Raw genomic sequence first — 25,789 nt, 5'->3', positions numbered from 1 at the left:
AAGCGCCGCGCGGGCGGCGCTCGATCTCACAGGCGCTGAGCATCTCAAGTCTATCACCCCAGCCCCTACGCCATTCCCTACAGGCCTTCGCCAAGCACCCGGTCGATGCTGTCGACAAAGTAGTCGACGCTGGCCCGGGTGGTGCACATCGGCGGCTTGATCTTGAGGATGTTGAGGTAGTCGCCGGTCGGCTGCATGAAGATGCCCAGCTCGCGCAGGCGGTCGCACAGCAGCATGGTCTCCTCGGTGGCCGGCTCCAGGGTTTCACGGTTGCGCACCAGCTCCAGGCCCAGGTAGAAGCCCGAACCATGGGCCGCACCGGCCAGCGGGTGCTTGTCGACCAGTGCCTGCAGGCGCGCCTTGAAATAACGCCCGGTGTCGCGGGCGTTGTCCCACAGGCCTTCCTCCTGCATCACGTCCAGCACTGCCATGCCAATGCGGCAGCTGACCGGGCTGCCGCCGGCGGAAGAGAAGAAGTAGCCCTCGGCTTCCAGTGCCTCGGCGATCTCGCGGCGGGTGATCACCACCCCCAGCGGCTGGCCGTTGCCCATGCCCTTGGCCATGGTGATGATGTCGGGTACCACGCCCTGTTCCTCGAAGCCCCAGAAGTACTCGCCCAGGCGGCCATAACCAACCTGCACCTCGTCGGCGATGCATACCCCACCACGGGCGCGGACCTTGGCATACGCTTCGCGCAGGTAACCGGCCGGCAGCGAAATGCCCCCGGCGTTGCCGTACACCGGCTCGCAGATGATGCCGGCCAGCTGGCGGCCACGGGCATCGAGCTCGGCCAGCTTGGCGTCCACGTCGCGCAGATAATCGGCAGCCGTGTCGGCACCTCGGAAGCGGCCGCGGAACGTGTTAGGCGCCTCCACCGGGTGCACCCAGTCCGGGCGGGTTTCCAAGGCCTGCGGGTTGTCAGCGATGGAGGTGGAAATGGCATCGGTGGCCACTGACCAGCCGTGGTAGGCCTCCAGCACGCTCAGCAGGTCACGGCCACCGCTGTAAGCCCAAGCCAGGCGGATTGCAAGGTCGTTGGCCTCGGTGCCGCTGTTGACCATGAACACCCGGTCGAAGCCTGCGGGCGCGAGGGCTAGCAGGCGCTCGGAGAACTCGGTGATGGCGGCGTAATGGAAGCGTGAGTTGGTGTTGAGCAACGACCACTGGCGCGCCGATTCGGCGACCATGCGCGGGTGACCGTGGCCGAGTACGGCGACGTTGTTGAGCATGTCCAGGTACGAACGGCCTTGCAGGTCGATCAAGTAGTTGCGCCAGCCGCGCTCGATCTGCGGCGGTTGCTCGTAATAGTGCTTCTGAGAGCGAGCGAAGCTGGCGTCGCGACGGGCCAACAGGGCCTGCGGGTCGGGCAACGGTTCGGCATCGCAATCGAAGCCCAGCAGGGCGGCAGGCGACGGGCACAGGGCCAGCCAGGCGGCAGCTTGCGATGGTGTGGCAAAGAACGGCGGCTGGAGTTGAGTATCCAGGCACAGCTGGACGCTGAGGAAGCCGCAACTGCTGCCCAGGGATTGCCCTTTGGCCACGGCCTGACCATCCGCCGGTGCGTCTTCCAGGCCTTGCAGCCACAACGCCCAGTGCGGCGTGAGCAGGCAGCCGCGGCCGTCGCCGTGACGTTGCCAGATGCCCGCTTCGGGCGCCTGAACCGGGCTGCCATTGGGCACATGCAACTCAACGCCCAGCGCGCAGGTGGCAGGCTCTTCGGGGCGGTCGATGTGGGTTTGCGACAGGCGATACTGGCCGTGCAGGCTGCAGGCCGGCGCGGCCTGCGAGGTCAGCAGGCGCTGGTCGAAGCCCGGCTGTTCCCAGTTACCGGCCTCGCAATGCACGCTGAGCACACCCAGGTCGATGCGGGTGACCGGCTGCCCGGCCAGCTCGGGGAGCAGCGGCGCACAGCCCGTCAGGCCCACTGCGTCGGCTTGCAGGCCGGCTGCCTGGAGAATGGCCGCTTGCATCAAGCCGAAAGGCACTGCAGTGGCGGTATCGAAGATTTCCCATTCATGGGCGATGTTGTCACGGGTGTACTGGTTGCCTGGATCCACGGCGAGCTGCTGCGCGCTGCTCAACACCAGCACCGCCGCACGGTTCAGCACCAGCGGCCACAGGGCACGCAGCTCGGCTTCGGTCAGCGGGTTGAGGGCCTGGTAGGCGCTGACTGCCGGCAGGATGCGCAATGGGTTGCCTTCGGCATGGTGCAGCAGCGCCGAGCAGGTCACCGACAGGTCGGCGATCCGCCAAGTGCGCGACAGGTCGCCGAAGTCGATCACGCCTTGCAGTTGCCATTCGCGCTGGTCATCGCGGGCCCACACGGTGTTGTCGTCGGTGATGTCCAGGTGCACGGCCTGGGTTGGCAGCTGGTTCGCCAAAGGGGCCAGACGTTCGCAGGCCAGGCGCGTGGCCTGCTCGATGCGGGTGCGTTGCCCGGCGTCTTGCAGCACCGGCAGCAGGTGCGCGATCAGCGCCTGGGCATGTTGCGGGTCCCATTGCAGGGTGCGTACAAGGCCTGGATGGTCGAAGTCGGCCAGGGCCTTGTCGACGCGTGCGCACAGTGTACCCAGTTCAGCCATCAGGCGTGGCGGCATGTGCGCCAGGCGGGTCAGTGGCTGGCCGTTGATGTAATCGAGCAGGCGCACCCGCAGCGGTTGCCCGTCGATGTCCACTGCCAGCAAGTCTTCACCATTTTGCGCAGTTCGCACGGCGGGCGTTGGCAAGCCCTGCTCGCGCAAGTAAGCCAGGGCGGCATGCTGCGCCTGCAGTTCGACCCGGGCGTAGCTGCCGTGGCAAGCCTTGAGCACGAAGCGCCCTTGCGCTGAGTCGACACGGAAGTTCAGGTCCTGCTGGCTGCCAAGCGCCGTGAAGTCACCGTCCAGGCCGTAGTGTGCCTGCAGCAGTGCATGCGCCTGGGCTTCGCTGAGCGAAGGGCTGGCCAGGCCGGCGCGCTGGATCAGCGTGTCGAGGGCAGGGGAGGGGTTTTTTTGTTCTTGGCTGGACATGGGTTCTTCCGTTGCTGCTGGGAGTTGACGGGGGAAATTTATGCCCGATCTGACTGATGATGAAAGACGATCGTGATCAGTATTTCTGACGAATGATGGCTCATGGCCTTAAGCGTCGGGTTGATGTTTATGTTTGGTAAGCATTAACATTTGCGCTTACATTCTCAGCGCATCGCTATCAGGACTTTCACAATGTCGTCCCGTTTTCCTTCACGCCCTGCTTTACTGGCGATTTGTTGCTCCGTAACCCTGATGGCGCAAGCTGCCGAGCCGATCCAGCTGGAGGCGACCGACGTCAATGCCGATGCCTTGAAAGCGCGGCCAGACACACTCCCTGAAGCGTTCGCCGGCGGCCAGGTCGCCCGCGGTGGCCAGATGGGCGTGCTGGGTAACCAAGACTATATGGACGTGCCGTTCACCATGACCAGCTACACGTCGAAGCTGATCGAGGACCAGCAGGCCGAGGACATCGGCGACGTATTGGCCAACGACCCCTCGGTGCGTGAGTCCTACGGCTTCGGCAACCAGGCCAAGGTTTTCGTTATCCGGGGCCTGCCACTGGCGGGAGACGACATATCCTTCAATGGCCTGTACGGCATCCTGCCGCGTCAGATCATGTCCACGGACGGCGTCGAGCGAGTTGAGGTGTTCAAGGGCCCCAATGCCTTTCTCAATGGTGTGAGCCCGACCGGCACCGGCCTGGGTGGCAACGTCAACCTGCAGCCCAAGCGCGCGGGGGATGAGCCGACCCGCCGCTACACCCAGGACATCAGCGCCGATGGCCGTATCGGCGAGCACCTGGATATCGGCCAGCGCTTTGGTGAAGACAACCGCTTCGGCGCCCGCCTGAACCTCAGCCAGCGCGAAGGCGAGACCGCCGTTGACGACCAGGACCAGCGCACCAAGCTGTTCACCGCTGGCCTGGACTACCGAGGTGACAACTTCCGTGTTTCGACCGACATCGGTTACCAGAAGCAGCGCATCAACCACCTGCGTAACTCCGTGCGCCTGAGCAGCGCCACGACCAAGGCGCCGACCGCACCGGATGCGAGCCACAACTATGGCCAGAGCTGGAGCTACAGCGAGGCGGAAGACACCTTCGGCATGGTCCGCGGTGAATGGGACCTGAACGACAGCTGGACCGCCTACCTGGCTGGCGGTGCGCGCCACACGCGTGAGCAGGGCACCTACGGCACTCCGGTGCTGACCGGCAACAGCGGCGCTGCGACCATGACGCCCTCCGACATTGTCCACGGCGAAGACAACACCAGCTTCAGCACTGGGCTGAACGGCCGTTTCCAGACGGGCCCGATCAGCCACCAGATCGCGCTGGGTGCCAACACGATGTGGACCCAGGCCGAAAACGCTTACACCTTCTACTCGCCGATCACCACCAACATTTATGACACGGTACAGCGGCCAAAGCCCACCAACGTCACGAGCTGGGGCGGTGACATGGGCGACCCAGGCGTGACCGGCAAGACGCGTGCGCGCAGCATCGCTATTTCCGACACGGTTGGCCTGTTCGACGACCGGCTGCTGCTGACCTACGGCTTGCGTCGCCAGCAATTGCGCGTGGAAAACTACCTCTATGACGGCACCTCCAAGCTCCCGAGCGCGGATGGCAGCCGTAACGGCGACCCCTACGACAAGTCGATCACCACACCGGTGTACGGCATCGTATTCAAGGCCACCGACAGCATCTCGTTGTACGCCAACCGCATCGAAGGCCTGGCCCAAGGCGCGACAGCGCCGAGCAACGTATCGAACGCCAACGAAATGTTCCCGCCGGGCCGCACCAAGCAGCTCGAGGCCGGCATCAAGTTAGACCGCCAGACCTATGGCGCGAACCTGGCCGTGTTCCGTATCGAGAAACCGTCGGACGGCTACACCTTGAACAACGTCTTCATCCGCGATGGCGAGCAGGTCAACAAAGGCCTGGAACTGAGCCTGTTCGGCGAGCCCGTCGAAGGCCTGCGGCTGATGGCCGGCGGGACGCGCATGACGTCGGAGCAGAAGAACACCGCCAACGGCACCAACGACGGCAACCACGCCATCGGCGTGCCGACCTTCCAGCTCAATGCCAGCGTCGACTGGGATGTGCCGGGCGTGCCGGGGCTGGCGCTCAATGCACGGATGTTGCGCACCGGTGGCCAGTTCGTCGATGCGGCGAACAACGTCAGCCTGCCGACCTGGAACCGCTTCGATGCCGGCGCCCGCTACAAGTTGAAAGTGGCGGAGAAGGACCTGACCCTGCGCGTCAACGTCGAGAACCTGACCGACAAGAACTACTGGGCTTCGGCTAACGGCGGCTACCTGACCCAGGGTGATCCACGCTTGGTGAAGTTCTCCGGCACCATCGATTTCTGATTGCAGGGCTGACAGGTGCATGCCTTGGTTTTTGCAGGGTGGCTGAAATCGAGCGCCGCCCTCGCGGCGCTCGATCTGATAGGCGCTGCACATCTGTCGACGAACACCTGTTGGCCGTGGTGCGTTATCAGTCCCGGCCCATCAATGCCTCATGCCGAGTTCAGCATCATCCATCAGCGCCTTGGCCATTGCGCTCAGATAATGAGACGCCCAGATCATTATTGGTTTCTCGTCCATCAGGCCGAGGATGGTCAGTTCCCGCACATAGCCCATCAGTTCCGAGGCTTGCTCGCGGGCATCGCGGCAGGGGATGCCGGGTTCGATGCAGAACAGTGGGTGGGTCTGGTTTTCACCTTGGAAGAAGGCGGTCTTGCCGACGGTGCATTGAGTGTTGTCTGTAGTCATTGGTCAATCTCCCCTGAAATCTCTATTGCCTGGTCGGGCCCTTTCGCGGGGCAAGCCCGCTCCTACAGGTCAGTACAAAGCCTGAGGCCATCGCTGTACTTGTAGGAGCGGGCTTGTCCCGCGAAAGGGCCAAACCAGCCAGCACATCACTCAAGCCTTAGTGCAAAGTCCGAGGCCCAGTTGGCATCTGCACCTGGATCAGCGCCGATTCGAGCAAAACTCGCAGCGCCTCCAGTTCATGCATCGATGCCATCATCAGGATCGACGCCGGTGACTTGGGCTGCAGCAGTAACGCCTGATGCACCACGGTAGCCGCGCACAGCGCGTAGTCGGTGGCCTGGATCAGCGTGTCTGCGAGGGAGTGAATATCGTGGGGTGGATCGGGGACTATCTTCAGCATAAACATCTCCTTTTTTCCGGTTTTGCTGCCATCCGTCCGCTGTCAAACGGTTGGGTGGCAGCTGTGCGCGGGTTGACAGACCGGTGGAAAGAAAGGAAAGACCGGCGCACGCAAGCGTGCCCACACGCACAGCCGCCATTGAGGGCGACGCGGGTGCACTAACTTTCAATTTCGGCCTGTCAAAGCCGCGTCGCTGATGTTCAGCGACCAACCGAGACTAGGGCTCGCCCCACACAGCCGCAACGGAAAAAGAGCGCCCAGAGTATCTTTGGGAAATGGACTACAAACCAGCGGTTAAATCTGATTCTTAATGCTTCAAGCGTCCCCCAAAAACGCTGCCTCCAGCAGTTGTTTCGTATAAACATGTTGCGGCGCATGGAAGATCTCCCGAGCATCCCCTTGCTCCACCACATGCCCATGCTTGATCACCATCAACTGGTGGCTCAGCGCTTTCACCACCGCCAAATCGTGGCTGATAAACAGGTAAGTCAGGTTGTACTTGGCCTGTAGATTCCGCAGCAACTCCACCACTTGGCGTTGCACCGTGCGGTCCAACGCCGAGGTAGGTTCATCCAGCAGAATCAGCGCCGGCTTCAACACCAACGCCCGGGCAATGGCGATGCGCTGGCGCTGGCCACCGGAAAACTCATGCGGGTAGCGATGGCGGGTGCGCGGGTCCAGCCCCACTTCCTCCAGCGCCGCAATGATCGCCGCCTCCTGCTCCTCAGGCGTGCCGATCTTGTGAATCCGCAACCCCTCGCCAACGATATCCGCCACGCACATGCGCGGGCTCAGGCTGCCGAAGGGGTCCTGAAACACCACCTGCATTTCCCGCCGCAGCGGCCGCACTGCCTTCTGGTTCATCCCTTCGAGCTGCTGCCCATGAAAGCGGATCCCGCCCTGGCTGGAAATTAACCGCAGAATCGCCAGGCCCAAAGTCGACTTGCCCGACCCTGACTCGCCGACGATCCCCAGCGTCTGCCCCTGGGGCAGGCTGAAGTTGACGCCGTCCACCGCCTTCACATGGTCGACCGTCTTGCGCAGCAGGCCCTTCTTGATCGGGAACCACACCTTCAGGTCTTTCACCTCCAGCAACGGCGCGCCAATCGGGTTATGCGCAGGCAGCCCGCTGGGCTCGGCATTGATCAGCATCTGCGTGTAGTGATGCTGCGGTGCACTGAACAGCGTGGCGCAATCGGCCTGTTCGACAATCTGCCCACGCTGCATCACACACACGCGATGGGCGATACGGCGCACCAGGTTGAGGTCGTGGCTGATCAGCAGCAGGGCCATGCCCAACTTCGCCTGCAGCTTTTTCAGCAGGTCGAGAATCTTCAACTGCACGGTCACATCCAGTGCCGTGGTCGGCTCATCCGCGATCAGCAGCTCGGGCTCGTTAGCCAGGGCCATGGCGATCATCACCCGCTGGCGCTGGCCGCCTGACAGTTCATGGGGCAGTGCCTTCAGGCGCTTGCGCGGTTCGGGGATGCCGACCAGCTCCAGCAGCTCCAGCGTGCGCGCCGTGGCTTCCTTGCCAGTCAGGCCCTTGTGCAGCAAGAGGATCTCGTTGATCTGCTTCTCGATGCAGTGCAGCGGGTTCAACGAGGTCATCGGCTCCTGGAAGATCATCGCGATGCGGTCACCGCGAATGCGCTGCAGGGTCTTTTCGTTCTGCTGCAGCAGGTCCTTGCCCTGGTAGAGAATGCTGCCGCTGGGGTGGCGGGCCAGCGGGTAGGGCAGCAGGCGCAGGATCGAATGCGCGGTGACGGATTTGCCCGAGCCGCTTTCGCCGACCAAGGCCAGGGTCTCGCCCTTGCGGATGTCGAAGCTGATGCCGTCGACCACCCGATTGACCTGCTCGCCGGTGACAAACTCCACGGCCAGGTCGCGCACTTCGATCAGGTTCTGTTCGCTCATTTCACTTCCTCGGGTCGAAGGCATCGCGGGCGGATTCGCCAATGAATACCAGCAGGCTCAGCATGATCGCCAGCACGGCAAAGGCGCTGATGCCCAGCCACGGGGCTTGCAGGTTGGACTTGCCCTGCGCCACCAGTTCACCCAATGACGGCGCACCGGGGGGCAGGCCGAAGCCGAGGAAGTCCAGCGCGGTCAGGGTGCCGATGGCACCGGTGAGGATGAAGGGCATGAAGGTCATGGTCGAGATCATGGCGTTGGGCAGGATATGCCGGTACATGATCGCGCCGTTGCGCATGCCCAGGGCGCGGGCGGCGCGCACGTATTCCAGATTGCGCCCGCGCAGGAACTCGGCGCGCACCACGTCCACCAGGCTCATCCAGCTGAACAGCAGCATGATGCCCAGCAGCCACCAGAAGTTGGGCTGCACGAAGCTGGCGAGGATGATCAGCAGGTACAACACTGGCAGGCCGGACCAGATTTCCAGGAAGCGCTGCCCGGCCAGGTCCACCCACCCGCCGTAGAAGCCCTGCAAGGCGCCGGCGATGACACCGACGATGGAGCTGAGCACGGTCAGCGTGAGGGCGAACAGCACCGACACGCGGAAGCCGTAGATCACCCGCGCCAGCACGTCACGGCCCTGGTCGTCGGTACCCAGCCAGTTATCCGCCGAAGGGGGCGCTGGGGCCGGTACACGCAGGTCGTAGTTGATGCTCTGGTAGCTGAACGGTATCGGCGCCCAGAGCACGAAGCTGTCTTTCTTCTCCAGCAGCTCGCGGATGTACGGGCTCTTGTAGTTGGCCTCCAGCGGGAATTCACCGCCGAAGGTGGTTTCCGGGTAGCGCTTGAACGCCGGGAAGTACCAAGAGCCTTCGTAGCGCACGGCAATCGGCTTGTCGTTGGCGATCAGTTCGGCGCCCAGGCTCAGGCCGAACAGGATCAGGAACAGCCACAGCGACCACCAGCCTCGGCGGTTGGCCTTGAAGCGCTCGAAGCGCCGGCGGTTGAGAGGGGACAGGGCCATGTCAGTGCTCCCGGCTGGCGAAGTCGATGCGTGGATCGACCAGGGTGTAGGTCAGGTCGCCGATCAGTTTCACCACCAGCCCGAGCAGGGTGAAGATGAACAGGGTGCCGAAGACCACCGGGTAGTCGCGGTTGATGGCCGCTTCGAAACTCATCAGGCCCAGTCCGTCGAGGCTGAAGATCACCTCGATCAGCAAGGAGCCTGTGAAGAAGATGCCGATGAACGCCGACGGGAAGCCGGCGATCACCAGCAGCATGGCGTTGCGGAACACATGCCCATACAGCACGCGCGGCCGGCTCAAGCCCTTGGCCTTGGCAGTGACCACGTATTGCTTGTTGATCTCGTCGAGGAAGCTGTTCTTGGTCAGCAGGGTCATGGTGGCGAAGTTGCCGATCACCAGTGCGGTGATCGGCAACACCAGATGCCAGAAGTAGTCCAGCACCTTGCCCGTGGCGGAAAGATCGTCGAAATTGTTCGAGGTCAGCCCGCGCAGCGGGAACCAGTCGAAGTAGCTGCCGCCAGCGAACAGCACGATCAGCAAAATGGCGAACAGGAACGCCGGGATAGCGTAGCCGACGATGATCGCCGAACTGGTCCAGACGTCGAAGTGGCTGCCGTGGCGCACTGCCTTGGCGATGCCCAGCGGGATCGACACCAGGTACATGATCAGCGTGCTCCACAGCCCGAGTGAGATCGACACCGGCATCTTCTCGGCGATCAGGTCGATGACCTTGGCGTCGCGGAAGAAGCTGTCGCCGAAGTCCAGCGTGGCGTAGTTCTTGATCATGATCCACAGGCGTTCGGGCGCCGACTTGTCGAAGCCGTACATGTGCTCGATCTCGGCGATCAGGGCCGGGTCCAGGCCCTGGGCGCCGCGGTAGTTGGAGCCGGCCACCGAGACCTCGGCGCCGCCGCCGGCAATGCGGCTGGTGGCGCCCTCGAAGCCTTCGAGCTTGGCGATCATCTGTTCCACCGGCCCGCCAGGTGCGGCCTGGACGATGATGAAGTTGATGATCAGGATGCCGAAGAGGGTCGGGATGATCAGCAGCAGGCGGCGCAGGATGTAGGCCAGCATGTTATTGGGCCTCGTGCGCAGGGGCTTCGGTGACCGCCGGGGTCACGTCCGGTTTGATCCACCAGGTGTCGATGCCGACGTCGTACTTGGGCGACACTTTCGGGTGGCCGATGTGGTTCCAGTAGGCCACCCGATTGGTCTTGATGTGCCAGTTGGGCACCACGTAGTAGCCCCATTGCAGCACGCGGTCGAGGGCGCGGCAGTGGTCGATCAGGCTCTGGCGCGAGTTAGCATTGATCAACGCTTCCACCAGCTGGTCGATGGCCGGGGCGCGCAGGCCGATGAAGTTGCGGCTGCCGGGGTTGTCGGCGGCGGCGCTGGACCAGAACTCACGTTGTTCGTTGCCCGGCGAATTGGATTGCGGGTAGCCGCCGACGATCATGTCGAAGTCACGCGAGCGCAGGCGGTTGATGTACTGCGAGACGTCCACCCGGCGGATCTCGAAGCCGATGCCCAGGTCTGCGAGGTTGCGTTTGAACGGCAGCAGCACACGTTCGAACTGAGTCTGTGCCAGCAGGAACTCGATGCTGACCGGCTTGCCATCCTTGTCGACCATCTTGTCGTCGACGATCTTCCAGCCGGCTTCCTGAAGGAGTTTGTAGGCCTGGCGCTGCTGCTCGCGGATCATCCCGCTGCCGTCGCTGACCGGGTTGGCGAAGGCCTCGGTGAACACCTGCTCGGGGACTTTGCCGCGCAGCGGTTCGAGGATTTTCAGCTCGGCCGGCGAGGGCAGGCCGCTGGCGGCCATTTCGGAGTTCTCGAAGAAACTGTCGGTGCGAATGTAGGCACCGTTGAACAGCTGTTTGTTGGTCCATTCGAAATCGAACAGCAGGCTCAGCGCCTTGCGCACCCGCACGTCCTGGAACACGGGTTTGCGCAGGTTGAAGATAAAGCCTTGCATGCCTACCGGGTTTCCGTTGGGGATTTCCTCCTTGATCAGGCGACCGTCGCGCACGGCGGGGACGTCGTAGGCGGTGGCCCAGTTTTTCGCGCTCATCTCCAGTTCGTAGTCGAATGCGCCGGCCTTCAGTGCCTCCAGTGCCACGTTGTTGTCGCGGTAGACATCGAAGGTCATGGCATCGAAGTTGTAGGTCCCGCGGTTGATCGGCAGGTCCTTGGCCCAGTAGTCCTTGACCCGCTCATAGCGGATCGAGCGCCCGGCTTTGACCTCGGCAACCTTGTAAGGGCCGCTGCCCAGCGGCGGCTCGAGGTTGCCGCGGGTGAACTCGCGGGTCTGGTACCAGTGCTTGGGCAGCACCGGCAACTGGCCGAGGATCAGTGGCAGTTCCCGGTTGTTGGTGTGCTTGAACTTGAACAGCACCTTGAGTGGGTCTTCGGCCACCACCTCGGCCACGTCGCCGTAGTACTGGCGGTACAGCGGCGCACCGTCCTTGATCAGGGTGTTGAAGGTGAACACCACGTCTTCGGCCCGCATCGGGTGGCCATCGTGGAAGCGCGCTTCGGGGCGCAGGTAGAATCGCACCCAGCTGTTGTCCGGGGCCTTCTCGATCTTGCCGGCGACCAGGCCGTACTCGGTGAACGGCTCGTCCTGGCTCTGACGCATCAGCGTGTCGTAGATGATGCTGACGTTGTCGGCCGACACACCCTTGTTGATGAATGGGTTGAGGCTGTCGAAGCCGCCGAAGCTGGACTGGCGGAAGGTGCCGCCCTTGGGCGCGTCGGGGTTGACATAGTCGAAGTGCTTGAAGTCGGCCGGGTATTTCGGTGGCTCGTCGTACAAGGTCAGCGCGTGTTGCGGCGCGGCCAGCGCGGGCAGGCTCAGGCAGGCGAACAGCAGGCTGCAGGCCAGGCGATGCGTCGGCTTCATTGGGCGTTCTCCGAAGGCTTTATCCACCAGGTATTCAGCCCGAGGGTGTAGGGCGGCGTGGTGACGAAGGCGAACCGGTTACGGTAGGCCAGGCGGTGGTTGTCGAGGTACCAGTTGGGGATCATGTAGTACTGCCATGAGAGCACGCGGTCCAGGGCGCGGGCAGCGGCGACCTGGTCGTCGCGGGTACGCGCGGCCAGCAGGGTGTCGAGCAGGTGGTCGACCACCGGGTCCTTGACCCCAGCATAGTTCTTGCTGCCCTTGGTCGTGGCTTGGCTGGAATGGAAGTACAGCCACTGTTCGAGGCCCGGGCTCAAGGTCTGGTTCAGGGTCATCAGGATCATGTCGAAGTCGAACTGGTCCAGGCGCTGTTTGTACTGGGCACGGTCCACGGTGCGCAGGCGCGCGTCGATGCCGATGCTGGCCAGGTTTTCGACATAAGGCTGCAGGATGCGTTCAAGGCTCGGGTTCACCAGCAGCAGTTCCATGCGCAGCGGTTGACCCTTGGCATTGACCAGGCGCTGGCCGTCGAGCTTCCAGCCGGCCTGGTTCAGCAGGCCCAGCGCCTGGCGCAGGGTCTGGCGGCCGATGCCGCGGCCGTCGGTATGGCTGACCTGGTAGGGCTGGGTGAACAGCTTGTCGGGCAGCTGGTCGCGGAACGGCGCCAGCAGCAGCCATTCCTTGCCGGTGGGCACGCCGCCGGCGGCGAACTCGCTGTTGGGGTAGTAGCTGGTCGCGCGGCGGTAGGCGCTGCTGAACAGGGCGCGGTTGGTCCACTCGAAATCGAGCATCAGGCCCAGCGCCTGACGCACCCTGGGGTCGCTGAAGGCGGCCCGGCGGCTGTTCATGAACAGGCCCTGGGTCTGGGTCGGGATGCGGTGCGGGATCTGTGCCTTGATTACCTCGCCGCGGCGCACGGCCGGGAAGTTGTAACCGTTGGCCCAGTTTTTTGCCTGGTGCTCGATATAGATGTCGAACTCACCGGCCTTGAATGCTTCGAAGGCCACGGTGGCATCGCGATAGAACTCGTACTCGACACGGTTGAAGTTGTACTTGCCGCGGTTCACCGCCAGGTCTTTGCCCCAGTAGTTCTTTACCCGTTCGAACACCAGGCGCCGCCCGGGCTCCACCTGGGTGATGCGATACGGCCCGCTGCCCAGCGGCGGCTCGAAGGTGGTGGCCTCGAAATCACGTTTTTGCCAGTAGTGCTTGGGCAGCACCGGCATTTCGCCCAGGCGCAGGATCAGCAGCGGGTTGCCGGCGCGCTTGAAGACGAAGCGGATGCGCAACGGGCCGAGGATGTCGACACGCTGCACTTCCTGCAGGTTGGTGCGGTAGATCGGATGGCCTTGCTTGAGCAGGGTGCGGTACGAGAACGCCACGTCGGAGGCGGTGATCGGCGTGCCGTCATGCCAGCGTGCTTCCGGGCGCAGGTTGAACACCACCCAACTGCGGTCTTCGCTGTACTCCACCGAACGGGCGATCAGGCCGTAGCTGGAAGTGGGCTCGTCACCGGACGGGTCGTACTGCCCGGTACCGACCATCAGCGTTTCGTTCAGCTCGCTGACGCCGTATTGCATGAAGTTCGGCGTGGTGACCGGGCTGGTGCCCTTGAAGGTGTAGGGGTTGAGCGTGTCGAAGGTGCCGAATGCCATGGCCCGCAAGGTACCGCCCTTGGGCGCTTGCGGGTTGACCCAGTCGAAGTGGGTGAATGTGGCCGGGTACTTGAGCGTGCCGAACTGCGCGTATCCGTGGCTTTCGCTCACCATCGCGACGGCGGGGAAGCTCAAGGCCAGGCTGAGTGTCAGCAGGAGGGGACGTATCAAGTCGGCATCCGATCCAGAGGCGTTGGGCTTTGGTCGGGGTACAGTAACAGCTTGCCGGGTATGGAAAAAGAGAGGTTTTGCAGGTAGTTGTCGAGGCCGCCGTGCGGCCCCGGCGTCTTATCAATGCGAGAGGTAGACGGTCAGCGTCTGGCCTGGCTTGAGTGCATGCCCGCTGCGTGGGTTCCAGCGCTTGAGGTGCTGCATCTCGACATTGAAACGTTTGGCTACAAGATACAGCGAATCACCCTTGCGCACCTTGTACTGGGTAGAACGCTGCCCGGAGGCTGCCACGCGGTTGCCGGCAGCGCTTGGCGCGCTGCCGCCGCGCAGGGCGAGGACCTGGCCGGCCTTGACACGGTTGCCCGGCAGTTTGTTCCAGCGCTGGATGTCCCTGACCGCAACCCGGTTGGCCTTGGCGATGCTGCCCAGGCTGTCGCCACGCTTGACCCGGTAGCTGCGCGCTGCAGGCGCCTTGGCTTCGGCCACGGCCGCGGCGAACACGGCCTTGTTCGGCTGCAGGCTGACCAGCTGTTCGGGCTTGAGGTTGGACAGGCTGGCGCTAAGCAGTTGCGCCTTGGCGGTGGGCACCAGCAGTTGCTGGGGGCCATCCACGGTCATGCGCTTCTTGAAGGCCGGGTTTAGCTGGATCAGTTCGTCTTCGTCGATGTTGGCGAAGGCAGCGACCCGCGACAGGTCGAGGCGCTCGTTGATGGCCACCGCTTCGAAGTAGGGCTCGTTGGCGATCGGGTTGAGGTTTACGCCATAGGCTTCAGGCGTGGACACTACTTGCGACAATGCCAGCAGCTTGGGCACGTAGTCACGGGTTTCCTGCGGCAGTGGCAGGTTCCAGTAATCGGTCGGCAGGCCGAGCTTCTCGTTGCGCTCGATGGCCCGGCTGACGGTACCTTCGCCGGCATTGTAGGCGGCCAGGGCCAGCAGCCAGTCGCCGTTGAACATGTCGTGCAGGCGGGTCAGGTAGTCCAGCGCTGCGTTGGTCGACGCGGTGATGTCGCGACGGCCGTCGTAGAAGTTGGTCTGGCGCAGGTTGAAGTGGCGCCCCGTCGCCGGCATGAACTGCCACATGCCTGCAGCACTGGCGCGCGAGTAGGCCATCGGGTTGTAGGCGCTTTCGATGGCCGGCAACAATGCGAGTTCCAGCGGCATGTCACGCTCTTCGAGGCGCTCGACGATGTAATGCAGGTAAAGGCTGCCGCGTTCGCCTGCGCTCTCGATGAAGGTCGGGTTGCTGGCGAACCACAGGCGCTGTTGCTCGATGCGCGGGTTAACGTCGATGCTGTCCTGCAGGGCAAAGCCTTGGCGCATGCGCTCCCATACATCCTGTGGCGGTTCGGCAGGCTTGACTGCCAGCGGCGCGGGCTTGTGCTTGATCCGCGCCTGGTAGCTGTGCACGCGAACGCTGTCGGCTTCGTCGACCTGACGGGTGCTCTGGCAGCCCACCAGGGTGGCGGCCAGCGCCAGCGCACTGATTTGGGCCAGACGCGTCAGAGCGACTGAATGAGCGGTTCTGCGGCTACGGGAAGACATCGGCGGGCAGGGGTGTCCGGGCAAAAAATTTCGGCGATTCTAGAAACCGCACCCGCCTGGGTCAACCGTTGTGAACCGTCTGCGATATATCTTGAGGTTATCAGAAGGTGTCCTTCCAAGACCTCAAAGCAGCAAAAACAGTGACCTGCGAGTCGTTTGAATGTCCCTTCCATTCGTCTGCTTTTTGTTTAACTAATGTTTCAGCGGTACGCAGGAAGGGGTTGGTCAGGCGCTCCAGACCGATGGTTGATGGCAATGTGATGCGATTTTCGGCACGCAACCGGGTAACGTCTTCGAACCGCTGCAGAACATGCAGGTTCGTGGGCTCCACGGCCTTGGCGAAGCGCAGGTTGCTGAGGGTGTATTCATGGGCGCAGTAGACTTCGGTCTGTTCCGGCAGTGCTGCCAGGCGGGCGAGGGCAGGCTGCATCTGCTCTGGCGTGCCTTCGAACATGCGGCCACAGCCGGCGGCGAACAAGGTGTCACCACAGAACAGCAGCGGGGTTGTTGGCTGATCGCTGAAATAGGCGATATGCCCCAGGGTGTGGCCCGGCAAGGCCAGTACCTGGAAGGCCACATCCAACACGCTGACCTGGTCGCCCTCGTCCAGTGCCAGGTCAAGGCCCGGGATTTGCTCGCGGGCCGGGCCGCAGACGCGGGCGCCGGTCTTCTGCTTGAGGCGTTCGACGCCGCCGACATGGTCATGGTGGTGGTGGGTCACCATGATGGTGTCCAGTGCCCAACCGGGGTTGGCGGCTAGCCAAGCCTCCACCGGGCCGGCATCGCCGGGGTCGACCACCGCGCAGCGGCGTTTGGCAGTATCCTGTAACAACCAGATGTAGTTGTCGGAGAAAGCGGGAAGAGCGTCGATCTGTATCATGGTGCGGATCCGTATCGCCAGGCGTGGCACATCTGGCCATCTTAGCCGCGATGGCGCAGTGCGAGAACCTTCGAGGGAGAGCGCAATGACCGACCAAGCCTTTGCTCAGGCCGACCCGGAATGGGTTGAACTGATCAGCCTGGCCCGTGAGTGGTTCAATGGTCCACTCGGCCAGCTGATGCTGAAGGAAGAGGAAAAACTGCTGGAAGAAGAGCTTGGGCGCTTCTTCGGTGGCTACCTCGTGCACTACGGCCCCTGTGCCGAGGCGCCACCCAGCGCGCCGCAGGTGCAGCGCAACGTGCGCCTGGGCGCACCGCTGCCGGGGGTGGAGATTGTCTGCGAGGAGCAGGCCTGGCCCTTGAGCGAGCATGCGGCAGACGTGGTGGTGCTGCAGCATGGCCTGGACTTCAGCCTGTCGCCCCACGGTTTGCTGCGCGAAGCGGCCAGCGCGGTGCGCCCGGGCGGGCACCTGCTGATCGTCGGCATCAACCCCTGGAGCGGCTGGGGCATGCGCCATTTCTTCAGCCATGGCGCCCTGCGCAAGGCGCGCTGCATCTCGCCGTCACGGGTCGGCGACTGGCTCAACCTGCTGGGCTTCGCGCTGGAGAAACGCCGCTTCGGGTGCTATCGTCCGCCGCTCACTTCGCCGGCCTGGCAGCATCGCCTGGCAGGCTGGGAGCGGATGGCGGGAGGCTGGCAAAGTGCTGGCGGCGGCGTCTACTTGCTGGTTGCGCGCAAGATGGTGGTCGGCCTGCGGCCGTTGCGCCAGGTGCGCCGCGAGCCGATGGGCAAGCTGTTGCCGCTGCCACTGGCCAAGGTCAACCGCAACGCCGCCAATCCGGATACCGAAAAGCACTGAACATGAGTGGTACATGAGCGAAAGCGTCGAGATGTATACCGATGGCGCCTGCAAGGGCAACCCTGGCCCGGGCGGCTGGGGCGTCCTGCTGGTCTTCAAGGGCGTCGAGAAGGAATTGTGGGGCGGCGAACGCGAAACCACCAACAACCGCATGGAACTGATGGCCGCGATCCAGGGGCTGATGGCGCTCAAGCGTGAGTGTGAAGTGGTGCTGACCACCGATTCGCAGTACGTGATGAAGGGCATCAACGAGTGGATGGTCAACTGGAAGAAGCGCGGCTGGAAGACTGCGTCCAAGGAACCGGTGAAGAACGCCGACCTGTGGCAATTGCTCGACGAGCAGGTCAACCGCCACAAGGTCACCTGGAAGTGGGTGCGCGGGCACATCGGCCACCCCGGCAACGAACGCGCCGACCAGCTGGCCAACCGCGGCGTCGAGGAAGTGCGCGCCAAGCGTTGAGCTGCGGTACAATCGCCGCCTTTGTAACTGATGCAAGTTGGAGCGCCCCGCGTGGAGCAGCAGCAAGATAAACGCCTGGTCATTCTCGATACCGAAACCACCGGTATGCCGGTCAGCGAAGGCCATCGGATCATCGAGATCGGCTGTGTCGAGGTCATAGGCCGGCGCCTGACCGGGCGGCACTTCCACGTCTACCTGCAGCCCGACCGCGAAAGTGACGAGGGCGCGATCAACGTCCACGGCATTACCGATGCGTTCCTGATCGGCAAGCCGCGCTTCGCCGATGTGGCCGAAGAGTTCTTCGAATTCATCCAGGGCGCCACCCTGGTCATCCACAACGCGGCGTTCGACGTCGGCTTCATCAACAACGAGTTCGCCTTGCTGGGGCAGAGCGACCGCGCCGACATCGCTAACCACTGCACCATCCTCGACACCCTGCTGCTGGCCCGTGCCCGCCACCCAGGGCAGCGCAACAGCCTCGATGCGCTGTGCAAACGCTACGACATCGACAACTCCGGCCGTGAACTGCACGGCGCATTGCTCGACTCCGAGTTGCTGGCAGACGTTTACCTGGCGATGACCGGTGGCCAGACCAGCCTCTCGCTGGCTGGGCACGGGGCTGACGGCGACGACGATGGGCAGGGCACCGCTGGCAGCGAGATCCGCCGCATCGTCGGGCGTGCGCCCGGGCGGGTGATCATGGCCAATGCCGAAGAGCTCGAAGCGCATGCCGAGCGGCTGGCGGCAATCGCCAAGTCGGCGGGTGGGCCTTCGATGTGGCAAGCCCTGACCGAGACACCTGCCAGCTGATTGCACAAGGCTCAACTACCCTGAAAAGGACCAACAGTCCTGCGGGGTAGCAGCTGGATGTACAAGGACCTCAAGTTCCCGATCCTCATCGTCCACCGCGCCATCAAGGCCGACAGCGTTGCTGGAGAGCGCATCCGCGGCATCGCCGAGGAACTGAGCCAGGACGGCTTCGCCATCATCAAGGCTGCCGATCACACCGAGGCGCGCCTGGTCGCCACCACCCACCATGGCCTGGCCTGCATGCTGATCGCCGCCGAGGGCGTCGGCGACAACACCCATCTGCTGCAGAACATGGCAGAGCTGATCCGCCTGGCCCGCCTGCGGGCGCCCAACCTGCCGATCTTCGCCCTGGGCGAGCAGGTCACCCTGGAAAACGCCCCGGCCGAGGCCATGAGCGAGCTCAACCAGCTGCGTGGCATCCTCTATTTGTTCGAAGATACCGTGCCGTTTCTCGCCCGCCAGGTGGCGCGTGCTGCGCACAACTACCTCGACGGCCTGTTGCCGCCGTTCTTCAAGGCCCTCGTGCAGCACACCGCCCAGTCCAACTATTCGTGGCACACGCCCGGCCACGGTGGTGGCGTGGCCTACCGCAAGAGCCCGGTGGGCCAGGCGTTCCACCAGTTCTTCGGTGAAAATACGTTGCGCTCGGATTTGTCAGTCTCGGTGCCGGAGCTGGGGTCGCTGCTCGATCACACCGGCCCTCTGGCCGAGGCAGAGGCCCGCGCTGCGCGCAACTTCGGCGCTGATCACACCTTTTTCGTCATCAATGGCACTTCCACCGCCAACAAGATTGTCTGGCATGCCATGGTGGGCCGCGATGACCTGGTGCTGGTCGACCGCAACTGCCACAAGTCGGTGGTCCACGCCATCATCATGACCGGTGCGATCCCCATCTACCTGTGCCCGGAGCGCAACGAGCTGGGTATCATCGGGCCGATCCCGCTCAGCGAGTTCAGCCCTGAGTCGATCCAGGCCAAGGTCCAGGCCAACCCCTTGGCCAAGGGGCGTGAACCCCGGATCAAGCTGGCGGTGGTGACCAACTCCACTTACGACGGGCTGTGTTACAACGCTGGGCTGATCAAGCAGGCGCTGGGCACCAGCGTCGAAGTGCTGCACTTCGACGAGGCCTGGTTCGCCTATGCAGCCTTCCATGAGTTTTTCGAGGGCCGCTTCGCCATGGGCACTGCGTGCAGCGAGAGCAGCCCGCTGGTGTTCAGCACCCATTCCACCCACAAGCTTCTGGCCGCCTTCAGCCAGGCGTCGATGATCCACGTGCAGGATGGCGCCCAGCGCCAGCTGGACCGCGACCGCTTCAACGAAGCGTTCATGATGCACATCTCCACTTCGCCGCAATACAGCATCCTCGCCTCGCTGGACGTGGCCTCGACCATGATGGAAGGCCCGGCCGGGCGTTCGCTGCTGCAGGAGATGTTCGATGAAGCTTTGAGTTTTCGTCGCGCCCTGGCCAACCTGCGTGAACACATCGCCGCCGAGGACTGGTGGTTCAGCATCTGGCAGCCGCCAGCAGCGGAGGGCATCCAGCGCCTGGCCGCGCAGGACTGGCTGCTGCAACCGGCCGCCGAGTGGCATGGCTTCGGCGAGGTGGCCGACGACTATGTGCTGCTCGACCCGCTGAAGGTGACCTTGGTGATGCCTGGGCTCAGTGCCGGTGGCGTGCTGGGTGAGCACGGCATACCGGCAGCGGTGGTCAGCAAGTTTCTCTGGGAACGTGGGCTGGTGGTGGAGAAGACCGGCCTGTACAGCTTTCTGGTGCTGTTCTCGATGGGCATCACCAAGGGCAAGTGGAGCACACTGCTTACCGAGTTGCTGGAGTTCAAGCGCCATTACGACGCCAACACGGCGCTCAATGCCTGCCTGCCGAGTGTCGTCGCGGTCGATACTGCGCGTTATCAGGGGCTGGGTCTGCGCGACCTGTGCCAGCAATTGCATGACTGCTACCGCACCCATGCCACGGCCAAGCAACTCAAGCGCTTGTTCACACGTTTGCCGGAAGTGGCCGTGAGCCCGGCGCGGGCCTATGACCAGATGGTGCGCGGGGAGGTGGAAGCGGTGCCGATCGAGGCCCTGCTCGGGCGGGTTGCGGCGGTGATGCTGGTGCCGTATCCGCCTGGGATTCCGCTGATCATGCCGGGTGAGCAGTTCACCCACGCGACCCGCTCGATCCTCGATTACCTGGCGTTCGCCCGGGCCTTCAACCGTGGCTTCCCGGGCTTCGTCGCCGATGTGCATGGCCTGCAGAACGAAAGCGGCCAGTACACGGTCGACTGCATCAAGGAATGCGGATGATCTCGACGCCGGTCTGTGCCAGTTCGAAGCGGTTTTCGCCCAAATGGTTAACGCGGTCGCCGATGGCCAGGCGGTAGGTGGTGATCGGGGCGCCCAGTGCGCTGCCGTCCGCCTGGAGGGTGGACTCCTGGAACTCATGCACGGGGTAGATACGGCCTTCGGCGTCACGGGCGTGGAATTGGCCGACCATTACTGCTGCCATTTGGGTGAAAACCTCTGAATTACGTAGGAAATGTCTGCATCCATAGACCGTAAAAGGTGCCTGGAAGTTTTCACCCAGTGGAAAAAAATCCAGGCCGCCGAAACAACGGTCATCTATAACTACTGACGTCCCTTTTCCCAGCAACGGATGGATAACGCCATGAGCCAGGTGTATTCGGTAGCGGTTGTCGTCGGCAGCTTGCGCAAGGACTCCTACAACCGCAAGGTGGCCCGCGCACTTTCGGAGCTGGCGCCGTCCAGCCTCGCCTTGAAGATCGTCGAGATCGGCGACCTGCCGCTGTACAACGAAGATGTCGAGGCCGAGGGCGTGCCTGAGGCGTGGAAGCGTTTTCGTGATGAGATCCGCCGCAGCGATGCCGTGCTGTTCGTCACCCCGGAGTACAACCGTTCGGTCCCGGGCGGCCTGAAGAACGCTATTGACGTGGGGTCGCGGCCTTACGGGCAGAGTGCCTGGAGTGGCAAGCCGGCGGCGGTGGCCAGCGTTTCGCCGGGTGCTATTGGCGGCTTTGGTGCCAATCATGCGCTGCGCCAGTCGCTGGTATTCCTCGACATGCCGTGCATGCAGATGCCCGAGGCGTATATCGGTGGGGCGGCGAGCCTGTTCGATGAGGGTGGCAAGCTCAGTGACAAGACCCGACCGTTTCTGCAGGGCTTCATCGACAAGTTCGCTTCATGGGTGAAGTTGAACCGGGCGGTCTGATCCATTGTTGTTGTCTGAACTGATGCGTTCGCGGGTAAACCCGCTCCTACAGGTTCCGTGGTGCTCTGAAGGGCAGCACAGTTCCTGTCGGAGCGGGTTCACTCGCGAATGGCACCACCGCGTTTTATCAGAATGATTGCGGCATCTCACCCTTGGCCAGTCGGCGGTTGATATCGGCAACCACTTCAGGCAACTCGTTGATGGTGTCGATCAGGTAGTGCGGCCGCGAGCCAGCAAACAGTTGGTGGATGCGCTTGCGCTCGCTCTCCAGCTTTTCTGCGCTCAGCGCCTGGTAGCCTTCCCAGGTCAGCCCCAGGGCATTGCCCGAGCACACCAGCGCCACGGTCCACATCCCGGCACGGCGCCCTTCGAGGATGCCTGGCACGGTGTCGTCGACCTTCACGCACGCCGCCACGTCATCGATCCCCAGAGCAATCACGTTGGCCAAGGCCTGGGCCGGCCATGGGCGGCCATTCGGGGTTTCGTCAGTGGCCACCACGTGGTCGGCGACGTAGCCGTTCTGCGCGGCCAGCTCCACCACCTTGTCCATCACCACCTTCGGGTAGCCCGAGCACGAGCCGATCTTCAGGCCGTCCTTGCGCAGGCCAGTGAGGGTGTCCAAAGCGCCGGGGATCAGCGCCGAGTGCACGGCGATCTTTTCGATCTGCAGCGGCATGAAGCGGTTGTAGATGGCGGTCACGTCATCGTCGGTCGGGGTACGGCCAAATACCTTGCGGTAACGCTCGGCGATCTCCGGCACGTCGCAGAGGGTGCGGATGTGGTCCCACTTGCCCATGCCCATCGGGCCACGGGCTTCTTCGATGGACACCTGAACGTCGAACTCGGCGAAGGCTTCGACGAAAATCTGGGTCGGGGCGAAGGAGCCGAAATCGACCACGGTGCCGGCCCAGTCGAGGATGGCGGCTTGCAGCTGGGTAGGGTTGCTGTAGTTCATGTGCGCTGATTCCTGAAATCGGGTGGGCAAGGGGTTTAGATGTCCAACACTTCCATTTCCCGCAGCACCTCGGCCACGGCGTTCACGGCGGCCTGCATGCCATCGGCACCGACCACGCCGATGCAGCCGACGCGGAAGGTTTCGACCTGGGTCAGCTTGCCCGGGTAGAGGATGAAGCCCTTGGCCTTGACCCGCTCGTAGAAGTCCTTGAACTGGTAGCGGGCATCGTTCGGCGCGTGGAAGGTGACGATGATCGGCGCCTGGATCTCGGCTGGCAGGAAACTGCGCAAGCCGATGGCGGCCATGCCGTCGAGCAAGGTCTTGCAGTTGTCGGCGTAACGCTGGTGACGGGCAGGCAGGCCGCCTTCCTCATTGTATTGCTGCAGCGCTTCATGCAGGGCGGCGACCACGTGGGTCGGCGGGGTGAAGCGCCACTGGCCGGTCTTGGCCATGTAGGCATGCTGGTCGTGCAGGTCCATGGCCAGCGAGTGGGCGTTGCCTTCGGCAGCGGCAAGGGCTGTTTTTTCGGTAAAGACGAAGCCCATGCCAGGCACGCCTTCCAGGCATTTGCCGGAGGCGGCGATCAGCGCCTCGAAGGGGATTTCACGGGCATCGATTGGCAGCGCACCGAATGAGCTCATGGCGTCGATGATCAGTCGCTTGCCATGGCGTTTGATCACTTGGGCAATCTCTGGCAGCGGGTTGAGGATGCCGGTGCTGGTTTCGCAGTGGATCAGCGCCACGTGGGTAATGGCCGGGTCGGCGGCCAGCAGGCGATCGACATCGGCGGCGGTGGTTGGCTGGTCTTCGGCGGTTTCGAAGGTGCTGTAGGGGCGGCCCAGCACTTTGCAAATCTTTGCCAGGCGCTGCCCGTAGGCGCCGTTGATCAGTACCAGGACCTTGCCGTCACGGGGCACCAGGGTGCCGATGGCCGCTTCCACGGCGAAGGTGCCGCTGCCTTGCAGGGGCACGCAGTGGTGGCTGGCGCTGCCGTCGATGATCGCCAGCAGCTGTTCGCAGACACTGGCGGTCAGTTGGTTGAAGTCCTGGTCCCAGGAGCCCCAGTCCACCAGCATGGCTTGGCGGGTGCGGATTGATGTGGTCAGGGGACCAGGGGTCAGCAGGATCGGTGCGTTGCTCATTCCGTTATTCCTCACAAGCGGTGGGCTGAAACTACGGGGCCTAGGTTGCAATTCCGTTTGCTATCAATCAAATTGTTTGTCGTTATCCGAGCTATAAGTCAGGCCGATAGATATGAACCTGTTCCAGCTACGCGCATTCGATGCCGTCGCCCGTGAAGGCAGCTTCACCCGCGCTGCCGCGCGCCTGTTCATCAGCCAGCCGGCGGTGACCGGGCACGTCAAGGCGCTGGAAGAGCACTACCAGATCACCTTGCTGCGGCGCACCGCGCGACGGGTGGAATTGACTGAGGAGGGCACCCGCCTGGCGGCCATCACCCGGGCCATGTTCGGCCTGGCCGAAGAAGCCCAGGCGATGCTCGAGGCCAATCGGCAGTTGCTGACCGGGCGCCTGGAGGTGGCGGCCGACGGTCCGCATCGGGTCATGCCGATGCTGGCGCAGCTGCGTGAGCGCTACCCGGGGATTACCGTCAACCTGCGCCTGGGCAATGCCCAGGAAACCTTGGCAGCACTGCTCAGCGAGCATGCCGATGTGGCCGTGCTGACCGAGATCGAGCCGCGCAAGGGCCTGTACTTGCAGAACCTCTGCGAGTCGCGGCTGTGCGCTTTGTTGCCGGCGGGTCATGCCTGGGCACAATCGGCAAACGACCTGCCGTTGACTGAGCTGCACCAGCAGATCATGGTGCTGCGTGAACCCAGCTCGACCACGCGTCGTACCTTCGACAAAGCGTGCAGCGTTGCGGGCGTGCAGCCTCGGGTTCAGCTGGAACTGGACAGCCGCGAGGCGGTGACAGAGGCTGTGGCGTCGGAGTTGGGCATCGGCGTGGTGTCATCGACCGAGGTGGCCAACGACCCTCGGGTGGTGGCGCGGCCTTTGGCCGGCCAAGGCTTGCTTAACCAGCACATGGTCGGCTGCCTGGAACGGCGCCGCGAACTGCGCCTGATCCAGGCGTTCCTGGGCCTGGCGGCCAGCCTCTGAGCCGCTCTAAGATGGCAGCCTCAGCGAATGGAATGCCGATGAGCGAAAAAGACACCATCTCCATGCAACTGGTGCGTGAAGCCTTGTTGCAGACTTGTCCGGCAGGCGAACCTGATGCCGCACTGCTGGCCCGTGCCGGGATCGACGCCGCGCAGTTGCAGGCGCCGGCCGCTCGGGTCAGTGCCGAGGCTTACGCGCGGTTGTGGCGCCTGTTGGCGCGGCGCTGCAACGACGAATTCTTCGCCATGGACCCGCGCGGCCTGCGCAGCGGCAGTCTCGCGTTCATGTGCCGCGCGAGCATGGCACAGCCGACCTTGGGCACCGGCCTGGACACCGCCCTGGGCTTTCTGGCGCTGATGCTCGAAGACCTGCAACCGAGCCTGGTACGCCAGCAGGGCTTGGCCGAAATCGTCATCAATGAGCCACGCGATATGCCGCGGCGAGCCTTTACCTATTTCACCTTCTGGATGATCGTGCACGGCGTGGCCTGTTGGCTTGCCGGGCGGCGCATACCCATCCTGGCCATCGACCTTCGCTGTGCCGAGCCGCCCTTCTGCGACGATTACCGGGTGATGTTTTCCGAGAATCTGCAGTTCGAGCGCCCGCGAACGCGCATGATCATTGCCGCTGACTGCCTCGAGTGGCCGTTGCGGCGCAGTGAAGAGGAACTGCAGCGCTTTCTGACCGAGGCGCCGGGCAACATCCTGGTCAAGTACCGTGACCCCGCCAGCCTTGGCCGGCGCATTCGCACCGATCTGCTGCATCTGGACCCTGGCAACTGGCCTGATGGCGACAGCCTGGCGCGACAGTTGTGCCTGTCGCCTTCCACCCTGCGCCGCCGGCTGGCCGAGGAAGGGCAGAATTACCAAGGGTTGAAGGACAGTGTGCGACGCGAGCTGGCAATTGCCTGGCTGAGCCAGCAAGACGCGGCTTTGGGCGAGATTGCCGCGCGCTTGGGCTTCGCCGACAGCAGCTCGTTCTACAAGGCGTTTCGCAAGTGGTTTGGCTGCAACCCTGGGCACTATCGGGCACTGATACAGGCGCGTGGCCCGGCGGGCTGAGGGCGAATGCTTCCGTCTGCCC

Annotated in this window: 21 protein-coding genes; 8 read left to right on the top strand and 13 right to left on the bottom strand. The window is 63.5% G+C overall.

Annotation, left to right across the window (positions count from 1 at the left end):
• Nucleotides 1–77 precede the first annotated feature (77 nt).
• Nucleotides 78–3,008 (bottom strand): aminotransferase, encoded by a 2,931-nt coding sequence (locus APH28_RS22815; protein ID WP_060512782.1) that lies wholly within the window; start codon nucleotides 3,006–3,008, stop codon nucleotides 78–80.
• A 192-nt stretch (nucleotides 3,009–3,200) separates the two neighbouring features.
• Here APH28_RS22815 and APH28_RS22810 point away from each other — a divergent pair, with 192 nt between their 5' ends.
• A complete protein-coding gene (locus APH28_RS22810; RefSeq protein WP_060512781.1) occupies nucleotides 3,201–5,378 on the top strand; it encodes a TonB-dependent siderophore receptor in 2,178 nt (725 codons plus the stop codon).
• A 141-nt stretch (nucleotides 5,379–5,519) separates the two neighbouring features.
• Here APH28_RS22810 and APH28_RS22805 read toward each other — a convergent pair whose 3' ends face one another.
• From APH28_RS22805 to gloB, 9 genes are all read right to left on the bottom strand, one after another.
• Nucleotides 5,520–5,783: a DUF3077 domain-containing protein gene (locus APH28_RS22805; RefSeq protein ID WP_060512780.1), complete on the bottom strand. Its 264-nt coding sequence runs from the start codon at nucleotides 5,781–5,783 to the stop codon at nucleotides 5,520–5,522.
• 157 nt (nucleotides 5,784–5,940) lie between these two features.
• Nucleotides 5,941–6,183: a hypothetical protein gene (locus tag APH28_RS22800; RefSeq protein ID WP_060512779.1), complete on the bottom strand. Its 243-nt coding sequence runs from the start codon at nucleotides 6,181–6,183 to the stop codon at nucleotides 5,941–5,943.
• A gap of 315 nt (nucleotides 6,184–6,498) precedes the next feature.
• Entirely contained in the window at nucleotides 6,499–8,100 is a 1,602-nt protein-coding gene (locus tag APH28_RS22795; RefSeq protein ID WP_060512778.1) for an ABC transporter ATP-binding protein, read from the bottom strand.
• Nucleotide 8,101: 1 nt separating this feature from the next.
• Nucleotides 8,102–9,121 carry an ABC transporter permease gene (locus APH28_RS22790; RefSeq protein ID WP_060512777.1) on the bottom strand — a complete coding sequence of 340 codons (1,020 nt, stop codon included), beginning with the start codon at nucleotides 9,119–9,121 and terminating at the stop codon, nucleotides 8,102–8,104.
• Nucleotide 9,122: 1 nt separating this feature from the next.
• A complete protein-coding gene (locus APH28_RS22785) occupies nucleotides 9,123–10,196 on the bottom strand; it encodes a microcin C ABC transporter permease YejB (protein WP_060512776.1) in 1,074 nt (357 codons plus the stop codon).
• Between the two features lies 1 nt (nucleotide 10,197).
• The gene (locus APH28_RS22780) at nucleotides 10,198–12,024 is read right to left on the bottom strand and encodes an extracellular solute-binding protein (protein WP_060512775.1); all 1,827 of its coding nucleotides are present in this window, start codon (nucleotides 12,022–12,024) and stop codon (nucleotides 10,198–10,200) included.
• Nucleotides 12,021–13,793, bottom strand: a complete 1,773-nt coding sequence (locus tag APH28_RS22775; protein ID WP_060512774.1) for an extracellular solute-binding protein — start codon at nucleotides 13,791–13,793, stop codon at nucleotides 12,021–12,023. Before APH28_RS22775 ends, APH28_RS22780 begins: the two co-directional genes overlap by 4 nt.
• Before the next feature lie 177 nt (nucleotides 13,794–13,970).
• Nucleotides 13,971–15,395, bottom strand: coding sequence for a lytic transglycosylase domain-containing protein (locus tag APH28_RS22770; protein ID WP_060512773.1), 1,425 nt, complete (start codon nucleotides 15,393–15,395; stop codon nucleotides 13,971–13,973).
• Nucleotides 15,396–15,495: 100 nt separating this feature from the next.
• Complete coding sequence (gene gloB / locus APH28_RS22765) at nucleotides 15,496–16,275, bottom strand: hydroxyacylglutathione hydrolase (RefSeq protein ID WP_060512772.1); 780 nt, start codon at nucleotides 16,273–16,275, stop codon at nucleotides 15,496–15,498.
• 85 nt (nucleotides 16,276–16,360) lie between these two features.
• Here gloB and APH28_RS22760 point away from each other — a divergent pair, with 85 nt between their 5' ends.
• From APH28_RS22760 to APH28_RS22745, 4 genes are read left to right on the top strand one after another with little or no spacing between them, the layout of a single operon-like run.
• Nucleotides 16,361–17,134: a class I SAM-dependent methyltransferase gene (locus APH28_RS22760; protein WP_060512771.1), complete on the top strand. Its 774-nt coding sequence runs from the start codon at nucleotides 16,361–16,363 to the stop codon at nucleotides 17,132–17,134.
• A 13-nt stretch (nucleotides 17,135–17,147) separates the two neighbouring features.
• Entirely contained in the window at nucleotides 17,148–17,594 is a 447-nt protein-coding gene (gene rnhA / locus APH28_RS22755; protein WP_060512770.1) for a ribonuclease HI, read from the top strand.
• 51 nt (nucleotides 17,595–17,645) lie between these two features.
• Complete coding sequence (gene dnaQ, locus APH28_RS22750) at nucleotides 17,646–18,404, top strand: DNA polymerase III subunit epsilon (RefSeq protein ID WP_060512769.1); 759 nt, start codon at nucleotides 17,646–17,648, stop codon at nucleotides 18,402–18,404.
• Nucleotides 18,405–18,461: 57 nt separating this feature from the next.
• The gene (locus APH28_RS22745) at nucleotides 18,462–20,711 is read left to right on the top strand and encodes an Orn/Lys/Arg decarboxylase N-terminal domain-containing protein (RefSeq protein ID WP_060512768.1); all 2,250 of its coding nucleotides are present in this window, start codon (nucleotides 18,462–18,464) and stop codon (nucleotides 20,709–20,711) included.
• Here the strand turns inward: APH28_RS22745 and APH28_RS22740 are convergent.
• Nucleotides 20,695–20,913, bottom strand: a complete 219-nt coding sequence (locus APH28_RS22740) for a hypothetical protein (protein ID WP_027919089.1) — start codon at nucleotides 20,911–20,913, stop codon at nucleotides 20,695–20,697. The two genes, APH28_RS22745 and APH28_RS22740, sit on opposite strands and share 17 nt — an antisense overlap.
• Nucleotides 20,914–21,072: 159 nt before the next feature.
• Here APH28_RS22740 and APH28_RS22735 point away from each other — a divergent pair, with 159 nt between their 5' ends.
• On the top strand, nucleotides 21,073–21,633 hold the full coding sequence (locus APH28_RS22735; protein WP_060512767.1) for an NADPH-dependent FMN reductase: 561 nt from the start codon (nucleotides 21,073–21,075) through the stop codon (nucleotides 21,631–21,633).
• Nucleotides 21,634–21,760: 127 nt separating this feature from the next.
• Here APH28_RS22735 and phnX read toward each other — a convergent pair whose 3' ends face one another.
• Nucleotides 21,761–22,588 (bottom strand): phosphonoacetaldehyde hydrolase, encoded by an 828-nt coding sequence (gene phnX, locus APH28_RS22730; RefSeq protein ID WP_060512766.1) that lies wholly within the window; start codon nucleotides 22,586–22,588, stop codon nucleotides 21,761–21,763.
• A 35-nt stretch (nucleotides 22,589–22,623) separates the two neighbouring features.
• On the bottom strand, nucleotides 22,624–23,730 hold the full coding sequence (locus APH28_RS22725) for a 2-aminoethylphosphonate--pyruvate transaminase (protein ID WP_060512765.1): 1,107 nt from the start codon (nucleotides 23,728–23,730) through the stop codon (nucleotides 22,624–22,626).
• Between the two features lie 112 nt (nucleotides 23,731–23,842).
• Between APH28_RS22725 and APH28_RS22720 the strand changes: the two genes are divergently transcribed.
• Both APH28_RS22720 and APH28_RS22715 read left to right on the top strand, forming a co-directional pair.
• The gene (locus APH28_RS22720) at nucleotides 23,843–24,706 is read left to right on the top strand and encodes a LysR substrate-binding domain-containing protein (RefSeq protein ID WP_060512764.1); all 864 of its coding nucleotides are present in this window, start codon (nucleotides 23,843–23,845) and stop codon (nucleotides 24,704–24,706) included.
• Nucleotides 24,707–24,744: 38 nt separating this feature from the next.
• Nucleotides 24,745–25,767, top strand: a complete 1,023-nt coding sequence (locus APH28_RS22715; RefSeq protein ID WP_060512763.1) for an AraC family transcriptional regulator — start codon at nucleotides 24,745–24,747, stop codon at nucleotides 25,765–25,767.
• The last annotated feature ends 22 nt before the right edge of the window (nucleotides 25,768–25,789 follow it).

Source organism: Pseudomonas sp. NBRC 111124, assembly GCF_001320245.1.
Lineage (GTDB): Bacteria > Pseudomonadota > Gammaproteobacteria > Pseudomonadales > Pseudomonadaceae > Aquipseudomonas.
The sequence above is the reverse complement of the archived record's forward strand: the minus strand, read 5'-3'. Positions and strand labels throughout refer to the sequence as shown.